At 62.9% G+C, this 15,338-nt stretch carries 14 protein-coding genes; 4 read left to right on the forward strand and 10 right to left on the reverse strand.

The features are described from left to right. Nucleotides 1-98: 98 nt before the first annotated feature. Together LQ215_RS22360 and LQ215_RS22365 are read right to left on the reverse strand one after the other, a co-directional pair. On the reverse strand, nucleotides 99-3,164 hold the full coding sequence (locus LQ215_RS22360) for an efflux RND transporter permease subunit (RefSeq protein WP_230152616.1): 3,066 nt from the start codon (nucleotides 3,162-3,164) through the stop codon (nucleotides 99-101). Between the two features lie 6 nt (nucleotides 3,165-3,170). Then, nucleotides 3,171-4,271 (reverse strand): efflux RND transporter periplasmic adaptor subunit, encoded by a 1,101-nt coding sequence (locus LQ215_RS22365; protein WP_230152617.1) that lies wholly within the window; start codon nucleotides 4,269-4,271, stop codon nucleotides 3,171-3,173. 94 nt (nucleotides 4,272-4,365) lie between these two features. On the opposite strand from LQ215_RS22365, the gene LQ215_RS22370 reads away from it, so the two are divergent. Beyond that, nucleotides 4,366-5,001 (forward strand): TetR/AcrR family transcriptional regulator, encoded by a 636-nt coding sequence (locus LQ215_RS22370; protein ID WP_230152618.1) that lies wholly within the window; start codon nucleotides 4,366-4,368, stop codon nucleotides 4,999-5,001. A 144-nt stretch (nucleotides 5,002-5,145) separates the two neighbouring features. Here LQ215_RS22370 and LQ215_RS22375 read toward each other — a convergent pair whose 3' ends face one another. After that, nucleotides 5,146-5,928: a class I SAM-dependent methyltransferase gene (locus LQ215_RS22375; RefSeq protein ID WP_230152619.1), complete on the reverse strand. Its 783-nt coding sequence runs from the start codon at nucleotides 5,926-5,928 to the stop codon at nucleotides 5,146-5,148. Nucleotides 5,929-6,019: 91 nt separating this feature from the next. Here LQ215_RS22375 and LQ215_RS22380 point away from each other — a divergent pair, with 91 nt between their 5' ends. Beyond that, on the forward strand, nucleotides 6,020-6,640 hold the full coding sequence (locus LQ215_RS22380; protein ID WP_212797402.1) for an energy transducer TonB: 621 nt from the start codon (nucleotides 6,020-6,022) through the stop codon (nucleotides 6,638-6,640). Between the two features lie 13 nt (nucleotides 6,641-6,653). Here the strand turns inward: LQ215_RS22380 and LQ215_RS22385 are convergent, their stop codons facing one another. The 7 genes from LQ215_RS22385 to ppc form a co-directional block, all read right to left on the reverse strand. Next, complete coding sequence (locus tag LQ215_RS22385; RefSeq protein WP_230152620.1) at nucleotides 6,654-7,352, reverse strand: extensin-like domain-containing protein; 699 nt, start codon at nucleotides 7,350-7,352, stop codon at nucleotides 6,654-6,656. 16 nt (nucleotides 7,353-7,368) lie between these two features. Next, nucleotides 7,369-8,190, reverse strand: a complete 822-nt coding sequence (locus tag LQ215_RS22390) for an isocitrate lyase/PEP mutase family protein (RefSeq protein ID WP_230152621.1) — start codon at nucleotides 8,188-8,190, stop codon at nucleotides 7,369-7,371. A gap of 31 nt (nucleotides 8,191-8,221) precedes the next feature. Next, nucleotides 8,222-9,082 carry a DUF72 domain-containing protein gene (locus LQ215_RS22395; protein ID WP_230152622.1) on the reverse strand — a complete coding sequence of 287 codons (861 nt, stop codon included), beginning with the start codon at nucleotides 9,080-9,082 and terminating at the stop codon, nucleotides 8,222-8,224. Further along, nucleotides 9,082-9,390, reverse strand: a complete 309-nt coding sequence (locus LQ215_RS22400) for a hypothetical protein (RefSeq protein ID WP_230152623.1) — start codon at nucleotides 9,388-9,390, stop codon at nucleotides 9,082-9,084. Before LQ215_RS22400 ends, LQ215_RS22395 begins: the two co-directional genes overlap by 1 nt. 362 nt (nucleotides 9,391-9,752) lie before the next feature. Beyond that, on the reverse strand, nucleotides 9,753-10,430 hold the full coding sequence (gene tsaB / locus LQ215_RS22405; RefSeq protein ID WP_230152624.1) for a tRNA (adenosine(37)-N6)-threonylcarbamoyltransferase complex dimerization subunit type 1 TsaB: 678 nt from the start codon (nucleotides 10,428-10,430) through the stop codon (nucleotides 9,753-9,755). A 94-nt stretch (nucleotides 10,431-10,524) separates the two neighbouring features. Then, entirely contained in the window at nucleotides 10,525-11,175 is a 651-nt protein-coding gene (gene adk / locus LQ215_RS22410; protein ID WP_230152625.1) for an adenylate kinase, read from the reverse strand. A gap of 291 nt (nucleotides 11,176-11,466) precedes the next feature. Then, nucleotides 11,467-14,097 carry a phosphoenolpyruvate carboxylase gene (gene ppc / locus LQ215_RS22415; RefSeq protein WP_230152626.1) on the reverse strand — a complete coding sequence of 877 codons (2,631 nt, stop codon included), beginning with the start codon at nucleotides 14,095-14,097 and terminating at the stop codon, nucleotides 11,467-11,469. A 180-nt stretch (nucleotides 14,098-14,277) separates the two neighbouring features. On the opposite strand from ppc, the gene LQ215_RS22420 reads away from it, so the two are divergent. Both LQ215_RS22420 and LQ215_RS22425 read left to right on the forward strand, forming a co-directional pair. Further along, nucleotides 14,278-14,622, forward strand: a complete 345-nt coding sequence (locus LQ215_RS22420) for a hypothetical protein (protein WP_003198166.1) — start codon at nucleotides 14,278-14,280, stop codon at nucleotides 14,620-14,622. A gap of 284 nt (nucleotides 14,623-14,906) precedes the next feature. Next, a complete protein-coding gene (locus LQ215_RS22425) occupies nucleotides 14,907-15,320 on the forward strand; it encodes a DUF4398 domain-containing protein (protein WP_003198164.1) in 414 nt (137 codons plus the stop codon). Nucleotides 15,321-15,338: the final 18 nt, after the last annotated feature.

A 15,338-nucleotide genomic window follows, 5' to 3' on the forward strand; every position in this document is an offset into this window, starting at 1 on the left:
CGATAGCGGTATCAGCCATAACATCTCTGTTGGCTGTTGCACCGCTATCGCGAGCAGGCTCGCTCCCACACTTGATCATCAGTGCTATCAGAATCACCTCAGGTTTTCTTGACCCTGAACCACGCCGCATACAACGCCGGCAGGAACAACAGCGTCAACGCCGTCGCCACGATCAAGCCCCCCATGATCGCCACGGCCATCGGTCCGAAGAACAGGCTGCGTGACAGCGGGATCATCGCCAGCACCGCCGCCAGCGCAGTGAGCACAATCGGACGGAAGCGGCGTACCGTCGCTTCGATGATCGCCTGCCAGGGCGACAGCCCCGCCTTGATGTCCTGTTCGATCTGGTCCACCAGGATCACCGAGTTGCGCATGATCATTCCCGACAACGCGATCGTGCCTAGCATGGCGACGAAACCAAACGGCTGACGGAACACCAGCAAGAACAGGGTGACGCCGATCAACCCCAGCGGCGCGGTGAGAAACACCATGGCGGTGCGCGAGAAACTGCGCAGTTGCAACATCAGCAACGTCAACACCACGACGATGAACAACGGCACACCGGCATTCACCGATTTCTGGCCGCGAGCCGAATCCTCCACCGTACCGCCCACCTCCAGCAGGTAACCGTCCGGCAGTTGCGCACGAATCGGCTCCAGGGTCGGGAAGATCTGCTGCACCAGGGTCGCCGGTTGTTCCTTGCCATAGATATCGGCCCGTACGGTCACGCTCGGCAAGCGGTTGCGGTGCCAGATCACGCCTTCTTCGAAACCGTATTCCAGGGTCGCGACCTGCGACAGGGCAACGCTCTTGCCGTTGTCGGTCGGCACCGCCAGGCTCGGCAGCAACGACAGTTCGGTGCGCTCATGCACCGTGCCACGCAGCAGTATTTCGATCAGTTCGTTGTCTTCCCGATACTGGCTGACGCTGGAGCCCGTGAGGGAGCTGCGCAGGAAACTCGCCAGGTTGGCGGTGCTCACGCCCAGGGCGCGGGCACGGTCCTGGTCGACGTTCAGGTACACCACCTTGCTCGGCTCTTCCCAGTCCAGGTGCACATTGGTCACGTAGGGGTTTTCGCGAACTTTCACCGCCACTTTGCGCGCCAGGGCGCGGACCTCTTCGATGTGCTCGCCCGTGACGCGGAACTGCACCGGGTAGCCGACCGGCGGGCCGTTTTCCAGGCGGGTGACCCGCGAGCGCAGGGTTGGAAATTGTTCGTTCAGGGTCGCGATCAACCAACTGCGCAAAGGCTCGCGGTCTTCGATGGTCTTGGCCAGCACCACGAACTGGGCAAAGCTGGACGCCGGCAGTTGTTGATCCAGCGGCAAGTAGAAACGCGGCGAACCGGTGCCGACGTAGGCCACGTAATTGTCGATGCCCGCGTGGCCCTTGAGCAGCGCTTCAAGGCGCTTGACCTGCTCGGCAGTGTTGCTCAGGGAGGCGCCCTCCTGCAGTTTCAGGTCGACCATCAGCTCCAGCCGCCCCGATGCCGGGAAGAACTGCTGCGGCACGAAACGGAACAACACCACTGAGCCGACGAACAACAGCACGGTCAGGGTGATGACGGTTTTGCGGCGACGCACGCACCACTCCACCATCCGCCGGACACGCTGGTAGAACGGCGTGCCGTACGGGTCGGTCTGGCCGTCAGCCGTGCCATGTTTGGCCGCGTGAATTTTCGCCAGGTCCGGCAGGAGCTTTTCCCCCAGGTAAGGCACGAACACCACGGCAGCCACCCAGGACGCCAGCAGTGCGAGGGTCACGACCTGGAAAATCGAACGGGTGTATTCGCCGGTGCCCGATTGCGCGGTAGCAATTGGCAGGAAGCCGGCGGCGGTGATCAACGTACCGGTGAGCATGGGGAATGCCGTGCTGGTCCACGCAAAACTGGCGGCCTTGATCCGGTCGAAGCCCTGCTCCATCTTGATCGCCATCATCTCCACCGCAATGATCGCATCGTCCACCAGCAGCCCCAGTGCCAAGACCAGCGCGCCGAGGGAAATCTTGTGCAGGCCGATTCCCAGGTAGTACATCGCGGCAAACGTCATCGCCAGCACCAGCGGGATCGCCAGGGCCACCACCATCCCGGTGCGCAGCCCCAAGGAGAAAAAGCTCACCAGCAACACAATTGTCAGCGCTTCCACCAGCACTTGGACGAACTCACCCACCCCGGTCTTCACCGCCGCTGGCTGGTCCGACACCTTGCGCAGTTGCATGCCGGCCGGGAGCGTGTTCTGGATCCGGGCAAAATCGACCTCGAGGGCCTTGCCCAGCACCAGGATGTCACCACCGTCTTTCATGGCCACGGCCAGGCCGATGGCGTCTTCGCCCATGAAACGCATGCGTGGCGCCGGCGGGTCGTTGAACCCCCGGCGCACATCGGCCAGATCGCTGATGCGGAACGTACGATCGGCGACCCGGATCGGGAAGTTGCGGATCTCATCCACGCTCTGGAAATTCCCGGACACCCGTAGCTGCAGTCGCTCGCTGCCGGTTTCGAAGAAGCCGGCGGTCGATACCGCGTTCTGCTCTTCCAGGGCCTGCTGGACCGCCGCCAAGGGCAGGCCGAGGGTCGCCAGCTTGACGTTCGACAGCTCGATCCAGATCTTCTCGTCCTGCAAACCGATTAGTTCGACCTTGCCCACGTCCTTGACCCGTTGCAGCTGGATCTGGATGCGATCGGCGTAGTCCTTGAGCACGGCGTAGTCGAAGCCGTCACCGGTCAGCGCATAGATGTTGCCGAAGGTGGTGCCGAATTCATCGTTGAAAAACGGCCCCTGGATGCCCGGCGGCAAGGTGTGGCGGATGTCACTGATCTTCTTGCGGATCTGGTACCACAGCTCGGGGATCTGCACCGAATGCAGGGAGTCGCGGGCCACGAAGGTCACCTGGGACTCGCCCGGACGGGAGAACGAGACGATCCGTTCGTAGTCGCCGGTTTCCATCAGCTTCTTTTCGATGCGCTCAGTAACCTGACGCGAGACTTCCTCGGCCGTGGCGCCCGGCCAGCTGGTGCGGATGACCATGGCCTTGAAGGTGAACGGCGGGTCCTCGCTCTGGCCGAGCTTGGTGTAGGAAAGTGCACCAACGATCGCCAGCAACAACATCAGGAACAGTACTATCTGGCGGTTGCGCAGCGCCCATTCGGAAAGATTGAAACCCATCGGGGATTACTCCTTGGCCGTCAGGTTGACCACGCGGTTGGAGCGATCCACCGGCCGCACCTGCTGGCCGTCGAGGAGCACATGCACGCCGGCCGCCACTACCCAGTCATCGGGGCTGAGGCCTTCAAGCACCGGCACGGTCTTTTCGCCAAAGGCGCCGACCCGCACCGGGACTTTTTTCAGGGTGTTGTTGGCGTTGACCACCCAGACGTACGTCGCGCCGTTTTCAGCCGTCAGGGCCGACAAGGGCACCGACAGCGGCACCTTGTCGGCGGTCTGGATAAACACCCGGGCGCTCTGGCCCAGCTCGGCCGGCACGCTGCCGGCGGTGAAGGCCACACGGGCGGCGAAGGTGCGCGACTTGGGGTCGGCGGCCGGCGAGAGTTCGCGAATACGTCCGCTGAAACGCTGGTCGGGCTGGCTCCACAGTTCGACCGAAACCGGCTGGCCGATCTTGAACCGGCCAAAACCCTGCTCCGGCAGGCTGATCAGCACTTCACGCTCGCCGTCGGTGGCCAAGGTAAAGACGGTTTGCCCGGCCGACACCACCTGCCCGACCTCCACCGAACGCCGCGCAACCACGCCATCCTGGGGCGCACGCAGCACCGAATAGCTGGCCTGGTTGTTGGCGACATCGAACTCGGCCTTGATCTGCTTGAGCCGCGCGGTGCCGGAGCGGTAAAGGTTTTCGGCGTTGTCGTACTGGGAGCGGCTGACCATCTGCCGTTCCATCAAGGTCTTGTAGCGGTCACGCTCGGCACGTACCAGGTTCAGGTTGGCCTCGGCGGCGGCAACCTGGGCACGGGTCGCTTCCAGTTGCAGGCGCACATCTTCGGGATCGAGTTCGGCCAGTGGCTGATTGGCCTTGACCCGCTGGCCCTCTTCGACCAGTCGTCGGCTCACCTTGCCGCCAATGCGAAAGGCCAGGTCGGGCTCGAACCGCGCTCGCACTTCACCGGGATAACTGTCCATCGCCTGCGCTGAAGGCTGTGGTTTCACCACCAGGGCCGGGCGCACGGCGACCGAGACCGGCTCGTCATGACCGCACGCAGACAATAAAAAAGCCAGGGTGACTGGCACGGCGAGGGGCAAGGCATAGCGGAACATGGCGAGTGACCTTTCGCTAATGGTGCTTGGAATAATTATACTGGCGAGTATGTTATTAATAGCAAACTCACCAGTCCAGTATTAAAGCGAAGAAATGTCGAACAATCCTCCAATCCCCTCCGGCCCGGGCCGTCCCAAGGATCTGGCCAAGCGCCAGGCTATTCTCGACGCGGCGAAGCGTCTGTTCGTGAGCATGGGTTACGCCAGTACCAGCATGGACGCCGTCGCTACCGAGGCGGGGGTCTCGAAGCTGACGGTCTACAGCCACTTCAACGACAAGGAGACGCTGTTTTCCGCTGCCGTGATGGCGAAATGTGAAGAGCAGGTGCCGCCGCTGTTTTTCGAATGGCCGGACGGCGTTGCGATCGAACATGTGCTGCTGAACATCGCCCGTGGCTTTCACCAACTCATCAACAGCGAGGAATCGGTGAACCTGCATCGGCTGATCATGGCCCTGGGCAGCCAGGATCCGAAACTCTCGTCGATTTTCTTCGAAGCCGGCCCGCAGCGGATGCTCTCAGGCATGGAACGCCTGCTGACCAAGGTCAACCAGAGCGGCGCCCTGAGCATCGACAAGCCGCGCAACGCCGCCGAGCATTTCTTCTGCCTGATCAAGGGCGCGGCGAACTTCCGCCTGTTGTATGGCTGCGGCGCGCCACTGGAACCTGAAGCGGGCGAGGCCCATGTGCAGGAAGTGGTGGGGTTGTTTATGCGGGCTTATCGGCCGTAGCACGACCGGTAGCCTTTCGCTGGTTGGAAGGGCCTCATCGCGAGCAAGCTCGCTCCCACAGTTTGATCGAGGGTGTTCAAAGACTCTGTGTTCACCACCGCCCCCTGTGGGAGCGAGCTTGCTCGCGATGCAGGCGACACGGTTTCAGGGCTTGAGCGCTTTCTTGGGGTAGATATCGTAGCGACTGGATTTGCCATCGAGCCCATGGCTCGGCTTCGGCCCTTCGATGCACGGGGCCTTGCGCGGGCGCTTGACCACCACCCGGTGGGTCGCCAGGGCCAGGGCGGCGGCGAGCAGCGCCGGGGCGTCCGGGTCATCGCCCACCAGGGGGCGGAACAGGCGCATTTCCTTCTTCACCAGGGCGGTTTTCTCCCGATGGGGAAACATTGGGTCCAGGTAGATCACCTGGGGCGGTTCGCCTTCCCAGTCGCGCATCACCTCGATGGAGTTGCCCTTGAGCAAACGCATGCGCGCCACGATCGGCGCCACGTCGAAGTCCTCCGCGGCGCGAGCCAGGCCATCCTCCAGCAGGGCGCCAATCAGCGGTTGACGCTCGATCAGGCTCATTTCGCAGCCCAGGCTGGCCAGCACAAACGCATCCTTGCCCAACCCGGCCGTGGCATCCAGCACCCGCGGACGCACACCTTGGGCAATGCCGACCGCCTTGGCGATCATCTGGCCGCTGCCGCCACCGTACAAGCGCCGATGGGCCGCACCGCCCTCGACAAAGTCCACACGCACCGGTCCAGGCGCGTCCGGGCCCAGTTGCTGCAACTGCAATCCCTGCTCGCCGATCTGCAAGGCAAACTCGCCATCGTCCACTTGCAAAGGCAGGCCAAGCCGCTCGGCCCAGTGCTCGGCCTGCGGTTGGAAGGCCGGGGCCAGGGCCTCGACGTGGATGCGGCAGGCCGCGGGTTGCTCACTCATGGAAACATGCTCAAAAAATTAAGGATCGGCAAAAACGGCCGATAACAACGGTGAACGGCATTTTGCCAGAGCTGAGCGTCGACCGAGAACAATGTCAGACATTCAATCCACATCGATAGGCGTTATCTCCCCTTACGGCGATTACAGCCTGCGTAACACCCAAGCGCTGAGCGGCGTCAGTCACCTGTGGCAGGATTTTTTCGCCCGGGCCCTGGCCGATCAACTGGGTGATAACGCACCGGCACCTGGCAGCTACCAGCCAGTGCCCCTCGATGAAGCGGTTGAACCGACCCTCGGCGCCGAACTGCTGGAACACATCGTCAGCCAGCGCACCTGCGAAGTGACCGAAACACCGGTCAAGCCGCCTGAGCCGCTGTTCCTGCCCATCGCCGAATTTGAACTCGACCTGCTGGACAAGCCGTTCCCGCCTTTCCCAGCGGAAGAAATCGCCGCCCAGCAAAAACAGCAGACCTTCGAAAGCAACTGGGTTCGCCCACTCGTCCTCACCGCCGGCCAGCCGCTGCCGGAACCCGGCCCGGCACCACAACCGCGCCCCCTGCACCTGCCGATTGCCGAGTTCGAACTCGACCTGCTGGACAAACCGTTCCCGCCCTTCCCGGAAGAGGAATTGGTGGCGCAGCAAAAACAACTGGACTTCGACACCCGCTGGGCACGCCCGATCGTGTTGCAGAACCTGCGTATCGCCGCCTGACTCTCTCAGGACCTTAGCGACAGATCCACCACGGCCCGACATCCAGGTGAAAATGGTTGCGGTGCGCCGCGTTGTAATCCGGACTCAAGACCACACTGAACATATCGCAGGCCCCATCCCGGGCCTGACGTAGAAAACGCGCATCGGCATTGTCCTTGGGCCAGTCCCTCAGGACGCTGATCGTGCGCCCATCGGCCAGGCGAAACCCGGCGATGTCCAGCGCACTGGCGGTGGCGTGCTGGCTGCGCGACCCGCTTTCACGACCGTACATGTTGCGACAGGCGAAACTGCCGAGGTGATCGACCCGCGTCACTTTCTGCCCATAGACCGCCGCTGCCGCCGGCTGCAACCCATGGCGCTCGAACAGCGCGAAGGCCACGGCCAGCGGGCAACTGGCGAGGAAACTGCTGCTCAGCGCCACCTCACCACCCTGCACCCTCAGCACATTGGTCAGCGGGCAATCAGTATTGGCGCCGCTGTCGGCCTGGCGGGCGGTGCGCAGCCCCGAGGTGGCGAGGGCCTGGTCGCACAGCTGCGGGTCATTGCGCAGGGCCATGAGCTTGAAACGGGTCAGCAGGTTCGGCGCAAGGTTGACGTCCAGGGGCGCCCAGGGATTCCATTGGGGCGGCACCGCCACCCAGCCGCGCCATACCCCCAGCACTGCGACGCCAACGAGCAGTGCCACGACCGCAAGAACTTTCAAAAACCGCACGATGTTGCCTCGGGCATCAACCCTTGAATAATTGGTTGGCCTGCTTGAACGGCATCGAGCGGCGCGTGAAGGTGAAGGTGCCCTGCTGCTGGATTTCCTCGGCGGCGCGGAAGAACTCGCCAAGCGCGGCCAGGGCCAACGCCGATCCGACGCTGATGCGCTTGACGCCCAACTCGCTCAACTGCGCGACAGTCAGGTCCAGCGCCCCGGACATCAGCACGTTCACCGGTTTCGGCGCCACGGCCCGCACCACTGCAAGCACTTGCTCGGCGCTGCTCAGCCCTGGGGCGTAGAGTACGTCGGCACCTGCGTCTGAGAAGGCCTTCAAGCGGCGGATGGTGTCGTCCAGGTCCGGATTGCCGTGCAGAAAGTTCTCCGCCCGGGCCGTCAGCAGGAAGGGATACGGCAGGCTGCGCACGGCGTCGGCAGCGGCCTTGACCCGCGCCACGGCGTGGTCGAAGCAATAGATCGGGCTGTCTTCGCGCCCCGTGGCATCTTCGATCGAACCACCCACCGCACCGGCCTGCGCCGCACGGAGCAGGTTACGCGCGCACTCGTCGGGGGCGTCGGCAAAACCGTTTTCCAGGTCCACGGCTACCGGCAGGTCGGTGGCCGCCACAATCGCCCGCACATTGGCCAACGTGTCCTCCAGGCCCAGCGCGCCATCGGGCCGGCCCAAGGAAAAGGCGTGGCCGGCGCTGGTGGTCGCCAGGGCTTCAAAGCCGAGGCTGGCGAGCATTTTGGCCGAACCGGCATCCCACGGGTTGGGAATGACAAAAGCCCCTTCACGTTCGTGCAAGGCCTTGAACGCCTGGGCTCGACGAGTTTGCGCATCCATGTAGTTCGCTCCTGAGCAGAGAGGGTGGGCCTCAGAGCAAACCCAGTTGCTCGGCGGCGGGTTCTCTATATAGCTCAGGCAGGGCCGGCAAGCCAGGCAAACGACTCATCAGGCGAGAGTGAAAGCGTTGCGCGAGTTTGGCCGCCAGCAGGTTATCGGCGGTGTGCAGGAAGATATAGGGCGTGCGCCCCTCTTCGATCCAGCCGGCGATTTTCTCCACCCAAGGCGTCAGGAACGGCTCGTTGGCTTCCAGTACCGGGTGGCCGATGAAGCGCACTTGCGGACATTGGGTGAACGCCGCAGGCCGGGGCGGCACGCGGGGCTTTTTCGATTGCGCGTGGAGCACGGCAGGATCAAGCGAGGTGCAACTGAACAACGCCCGGGGATCGAGACAGATGCGTTCGACACCACGATCGAGCAACAGGCGATTGAGGCGCCGTTCGGCATCGCCCTTGGCGAAGAACTCATCGTGACGGACCTCCACGGCCAACGGACGCTGCAACGCGTCGATGAACCCCGCCAGTTCCGGCAACCGATTCGGGGTGAAGGCCTTGGACAGTTGCAGCCAGTACGGCGAGACACGCCCGCCCAAGGGGCTGAGCAGTTGCAGGAAGGTTTCGGTGGCCGTCAGGCGCTCGCGCAAGTCGCCATTGTGGCTGATGTCACCGGGAAACTTGGCGGTGAAGCGAAAGTGCTCGGGCATGATTTCGGCCCAGCGCTGGACCGTGGCCGCAGACGGGCTGGCGTAGAAGGTCGTATTGCCTTCCACGGCATTGAACACTTGGGAATAGAGATTCAGGAAGTCGGTGCTTTTGGCGTCCTGGGGATAAAGATAATCACGCCAGGCGTTTTCGCTCCAGGAGGGGCAGCCCAGGTAGTAAGGCAAGACCATCAGATGTAGAGATCGAGTCCCAGCACTTCCATATCCCAATCGACGAAACCGGCGGTGCTCAGGTAGCTCGCCAGGGCCGAGGCGACACTGCGGCTCATCGCACGGTGATAAAGCATGTCTTGCTGACGGGCCGGAAGATTGCTCAGGCGTTGCGCTGAAGCTTTGGCGGCACGGGCGGCCAGTTGCTCCTCGGACGGAAATTCCAGCTCGCCGTCGATGTCATCGAAGTTTTCCGGCTCAGTGGTTTTACCCGCACGAGGCCGACGCTTGATGGGATAGGACTGGGATGAAACGCCGTCTATACGCATAACTGAATGCTCGGTATCAATGATGGCAATTTAGCGGCACTTTCACAGCCGCGCAAATGCGCAAGTGATAACTAGAACACATAAAGCCTAAAAGGTTTAAAAACCGGCTGAAAAAGTGACGACTGGCAAGGTTGGGTGTGACTTTTGGGGGCGAGACTGACTTTTGCGAGAACACCACTTTGGCGGCGAGCAATGCCTTTGTGGCAAGGGAGCTTGCTCCCGCTGGGCTGCGAAGCGGCCCCCAAAAAACTTGACCTACCTGACCAGAAAGGTGCGAATGAGATTTTAGGGCCGCTTCGCGCCCCAGCGGGAGCAAGCTCCCTCGCCACAACGCTGCCCACTTGAGAGCGGAGTGATGCTTTTCAGCGCTCGGATTTTGGCGTGGCGACTTTGTCCCGCAGGTAAACGGGTTGCGCATCATCGGCCGGGATGGCTTCACCACGGGCCCAGGCGAAGCGCGCCAGGGCCAGCAGGTCTTCGGCGTGGGGCAGCAAGGTGGCGTCCTGGCCGGTCAGGTTGACGGCGATGCGCTCGCCGTAGCCCCAACCCGTACCAGCGCCGAACCAGTCGCCACTGGCTTCACCCGGCAATGCCGCCGCTTCGGGCGGCAATACCGCTTCGGCACCGACCAGGCGCATCTCGCCGTCGGTTTCGCGATAGCAGCCCCAGTACACCTCGTCCATGCGCGCATCGATGGCCGCTGCGACCTGGCGGGCGCCCTGTTCGCGCAAGGCGCGCTGGGCCAGCACCGCCAGGTTCGACACTGGCAACACCGGCCGCTCCAGGGCAAACGCCAGCCCTTGCACCACGCCGATGGCGATGCGCACGCCGGTAAAAGCCCCCGGCCCGCGCCCGAAAGCAATCGCGTCCACTGCCTGCAAGGTCGTCCCGGCATCGCTCAGCAGTTTCTGGATCATCGGCAACAGCTTCTGCGCATGCAGGCGCGGGATCACCTCGTAATGGCTCGTGACCTTGCCGTCGTGCAGCAAGGCAACGGAGCAAGCTTCAGTCGCGGTGTCCAGGGCCAGCAAGGTGCTCATCGATGTGTCCGTAAATCAGGTGGAAAAAAAGTGCGCCAGTATAAACAACTACGGCCCGCAAGCGGGCCGTAGTTGATGCAACTGATCAGACTTTTCAGCTCAGCGCTTCGAGCACCTTGCCGGTGATCGCTTCAACCGAACCAACGCCCGCAATGTGGCTGTACTTGGGCTTGCCCTGGGTCTTGGCGGACAACGTCTGGTAGAACTCCACCAGCGGCTTGGTCTGGGAATGGTAGACCGACAGGCGATGACGCACGGTTTCTTCGGTGTCGTCCTTGCGCTGCACCAGCTCTTCACCGGTGACGTCGTCCTTGCCCGTGACTTTCGGCGGGTTGTAGACGGTGTGGTAGACACGACCGGAAGGCTCGTGGACACGACGACCGGCAATGCGCTGGACGATCTCTTCGTCGTCGACCGCGATTTCGACCACATGATCGAGCTCGACACCGGCAGTCACCAGGGCTTCGGCCTGGGGAATGGTGCGTGGGAAGCCGTCGAACAGGAAGCCATTGGCGCAGTCGGCTTGAGCGATACGATCCTTGACCAGGGCGATGATCAGGTCATCCGACACCAGGCCGCCGGCATCCATGATGCTCTTGGCTTGAACGCCCAGGGGAGTGCCCGCCTTGACCGCGGCACGCAGCATGTCGCCAGTGGAAATTTGCGGGATACCGAATTTTTCGGTGATGAACTTTGCCTGAGTACCTTTACCGGCCCCGGGAGCTCCCAGCAGAATGACGCGCATCGATGTGCTCCTCAATTTTTTTATGTAAAACGCTCGGATTCGCCTCGTGGGGCCAATCTTCGAAAAACAGGATCGTGACCGCCCAAACGGCCAAAGGCTGCTCAAGATACACAGCAGGCCCGACCCACACAAGCCGCCGAAAGTCGGAGGAACCCGCGCCTGATACGACCTTCGGAGGGGGTGGCGAGCGTCGCAACCGGGCAACGAACTGTCGCCTGGTCGACCTGTTTGCTCCGCCGACGGACAACGCCCGGGAACGCCGGGCGAGCCGTTTCGGTGCGCTGCCTAACCTTAGCCGGTATTGCGCAAGCCGGCGGCAATCCCCGCCACAGACACCAGCAACGCCTGTTCCACGGGGCTGCCCTGGGCCACATCCTGCTGCCGCGAGCGCGCCAACAGTTCGGCCTGCAACAGGTGCAGCGGGTCGAGGTAAGTGTTGCGCAAGCGAATGAATTCCAGCGTGGCTGGGCTATGTGCCAGTAGCTGCGACTGACCGGTCAACCCAAGGACCACCGAGCACGCCTGCGACAATAGGTCGCGTAAATGCGCACCCAAAGGCAGCAGCCCAGGTTCCACCAAGCGCTCGTCGTAGGAGCGGGCAATATCGGCGTCGGCCTTGGCCAGCACCATCTCCAGCATGTCGATGCGGGTCCGGAAGAACGGCCATTGCTCGCGCATCTGCCCCAGCAACTCACCTTCGCCACGCTCCAGGGCCTTGCTCAGTGCGGTTTCCCAGCCGAGCCAGGCCGGCAGCATCAGGCGGGTCTGGGTCCAGCCGAAGATCCATGGGATCGCCCGCAGGCTTTCGATGCCGCCCGCCCGACGCTTGGCCGGACGGCTGCCCAGGGGCAGGCGCCCCAGTTCCTGCTCGGGGGTGGACTGGCGGAAGTACTCGACGAACTGCGGATTCTCCCGCACCACGGCGCGGTAGGCCTTGACGCCATCGGCCGCCAGTTCGTCCATCAAGTGTCGCCACTGCGGCGTGGGCGGCGGCGGTGGCAGCAGCGTCGCTTCAAGTACGGCGGCGAGATAAAGGTTGAGGTTCTGTTCGGCGATGTCCGGCAGGCCGAATTTGAAACGAATCATTTCGCCTTGCTCGGTGGTGCGGAAACGCCCAGCCACCGAACCCGGTGGCTGGGACAAGATCGCCGCGTGCGCCGGACCGCCACCACGGCCCACGGTGCCGCCGCGACCGTGGAACAACAGCAGTTCGACTTGCTGCTCGCGGCAGATGTCCACCAGCCGCTCCTGGGCCCGATACTGTGCCCAGGCCGCCGCCGTGGTCCCGGCGTCCTTGGCCGAATCGGAATAGCCGATCATCACTTCCTGGGGACCTTGCAGCCGCGAGCGATAACCGGGCAACAGCAACAGCCGCTCGATCACCGGCCCGGCGTTGTCCAGGTCGGCCAGGGTCTCGAACAGCGGCACCACGCGCATCGGCCGCAACACACCGGCGTCCTTCAATAAAAGCTGCACGGCGAGGACATCGGACGCTGCCCCCGCCATGGAGATGACGTAGGAGCCCAGGGACGCCGCTGGCGCCGCGGCCACTTCCCGGCACGTCGCCAACACTTCCGCCGTGTCGGCCGATGGCTTGAAATGGGCCGGCAGCAGCGGACGCCGGTTGCTCAGCTCCGCCAACAAGAAGCTGATGCGTTGCTCCTCGTTCCAATCCTCATAGCGCCCCAGGCCCAGATAGTCAGTTATTTCCGTCATGGCGGCGGTATGGCGCGTCGAGTCCTGGCGCACGTCGAGTCGCACCAGGAACAGGCCGAAGGTCACCGCCCGGCGCAGGCAATCGAGCAGCGGCCCGTCGGCAATCACACCCATGCCGCATTCGTGCAACGAGTGGTAGCACAGCTCCAGGGGATCCAGCAGCTCGCGGTTGTGCTGCAACACCTCGGCGCTTGGCGGCGTGGCGGCGCTCAGGGAGGCGTGAGCCCAGTTGCGGGTGGCACGCAGGCGTTCACGCAGTTGCTTGAGCACGGCGCGATAAGGTTCGGCGCTGTCGCCGGCCTGGGCCCGCAAAGCCTCGTTGGCGTGTTGCATCGACAGCTCGGCGGCCAGTTGATCGATGTCACGCAGGTACAGGTCCGCCGCCATCCACCGTGCCAGCAACAGCACCTCGCGGGTCACAGCGGCGGTGACATTCGGGTTGCCGTCACGATCGCCGCCCATCCACGAGGCAAAACGGATCGGCGCGGCCTCCAGCGGCAGGCGCAAGCCGGTGGCGGCATGCAGGGCCTGGTCGGCCTTGCGCAGGTAATTGGGAATGGCCTGCCACAACGAGTGCTCGATGACCGCGAACCCCCACTTGGCCTCGTCCACCGGGGTCGGCCGGGTGCGGCGGATTTCTTCGGTGTGCCAGGCTTCGGCGATCAAGCGTTGCAGGCGTTCGTGAATCTGCGCGCGCTCGGCGCTGGTCAGGTCGCGGTGATCCTGGGCCGCCAGTTGCGCGGCGATGGCGTCGTATTTCTGGATCAGCGTCCGGCGAGCCACTTCCGTGGGGTGGGCGGTGAGGACCAATTCGATCTCCAACCGCCCCAATTGCCGAGCCAGGGACTCGGCGCCATGGCCCTCGGCCCGCAGCCGGGCGAGCAGCTCGGGCAACACCCGCGCCTCGAAGGGTTCCGGCTGCGATTCTTCGCGGCGGTGGATAAGTTGGTATTGCTCGGCGATGTTGGCCAGGTTGAGAAACTGGTTGAACGCCCGCGCCACCGGCAGCAGTTCGTCCTCGCTCAATTGATTGAGGCTGGCGCTGAGTTCGGCGTCCACGGAGCCGCGTCGATCAGCCTTGGCGCCCTTGCGAATCTGCTCGATCTTGTCGAGAAACGTGTCCCCGTATTGTTCGCGGATGGTGTTGCCCAATAGCTCACCGAGCAGGTGAACGTCCTCGCGCAAGCGTGCATCGATATCGGTCATCAGCATTTCTCCAGCAAAAAAGTCCGGACAGCTCTTGGATGAGAGAGTGCCGATGCCCACCGTTTCTGACAAGCGACGAAGGGACTTTAAACCTTGCGCAACAAAGCTAGTCTCATGAGTAAGCCACACCACGGCTTGTCACTCACCGCGCCTGCCACGAGCAGGCTTATTGAGGTCACCATGAAAATTCGCGAGCTTGCCCAGCATTGGGAAGAAAACGCCAAGGGCCGTCTGACCCAGACCGGCTACACGATTCATCTGGACGTGGAAGCCGCCGCCCGGCTGGCAGCGATCTGCGACATGTACCCCAAGCGCCAACCCGAGGAGCTGCTCGGCGAGCTGATCGGGGCGGCGCTGGAAGAGCTGGAAGCAAGCTTCCCCTACATCAAGGGTTCGCAAGTCGTCGCCACCGATGAAGAAGGCGACCCACTGTACGAAGACGTGGGCCCGACCCCGCGATTCCTCGCCTTGTCCCGGCGGCATCTGCACGAACTTTCCTCGCAGAACGACAAATCCAAACACTGATTTCTTTCATTCCTGGTTGCGACTTTCCGGCGCGGCGCCTTTTCTGCCCGCGTCGGAATACCGCTGCGCGCCCTGAAAGTTCAGCTTTTGCGCGACTGACCGATCAGTCAGTTATTCTTTTGGCGAATGGCCATCTTCGCTGAACTTTTGAAAAACGCCTCGGGTCACACCGAGTAACCATACTGGAACAGTTGTTTAAATAAACGCGCCTTGGCGCCAGCGCCAAACCAGACGTCACGGTTTCGGTCCCAGCATGGATTTGTCGTTTTTTCAGGAGTTTTCCAATGGAGTTGAAGCCTATGAATACCTGCACTGCCAAACCCTCATCCACCGGCCTGCGCGGCTTGAAGTTGGCTGCCCTGGCGATCGGTAGCAGCTTCATTCTCGCCGGTTGCGCCGGTAACCCACCTTCGGAGCAGTACGCGGTGACCCAATCGGCGGTCAACAGTGCCGTCAGCGCCGGCGGCACCGAATTCGCGGCTGTGGAAATGAAATCGGCCCAGGACAAGCTCAAGCAGGCGGAAATCGCCATGCATGACAAGAAATACGACGAAGCCAAGCGTCTGGCCGAACAGGCCGAGTGGGACGCCCGCGTCGCCGAGCGCAAGGCTCAGGCCGCCAAGGCCGAACAAGCGCTCAAGGATTCTCAGAAAGGGGTTCAGGAACTGCGTCAGGAAGGCATGAACAAGGTTCAGTAAACCGTTCACGCCACGACG

It is taken from the genome of Pseudomonas brassicacearum (genome assembly GCF_918698105.1).
GTDB classification, from domain to species: Bacteria; Pseudomonadota; Gammaproteobacteria; order Pseudomonadales; family Pseudomonadaceae; genus Aquipseudomonas; species Aquipseudomonas brassicacearum_F.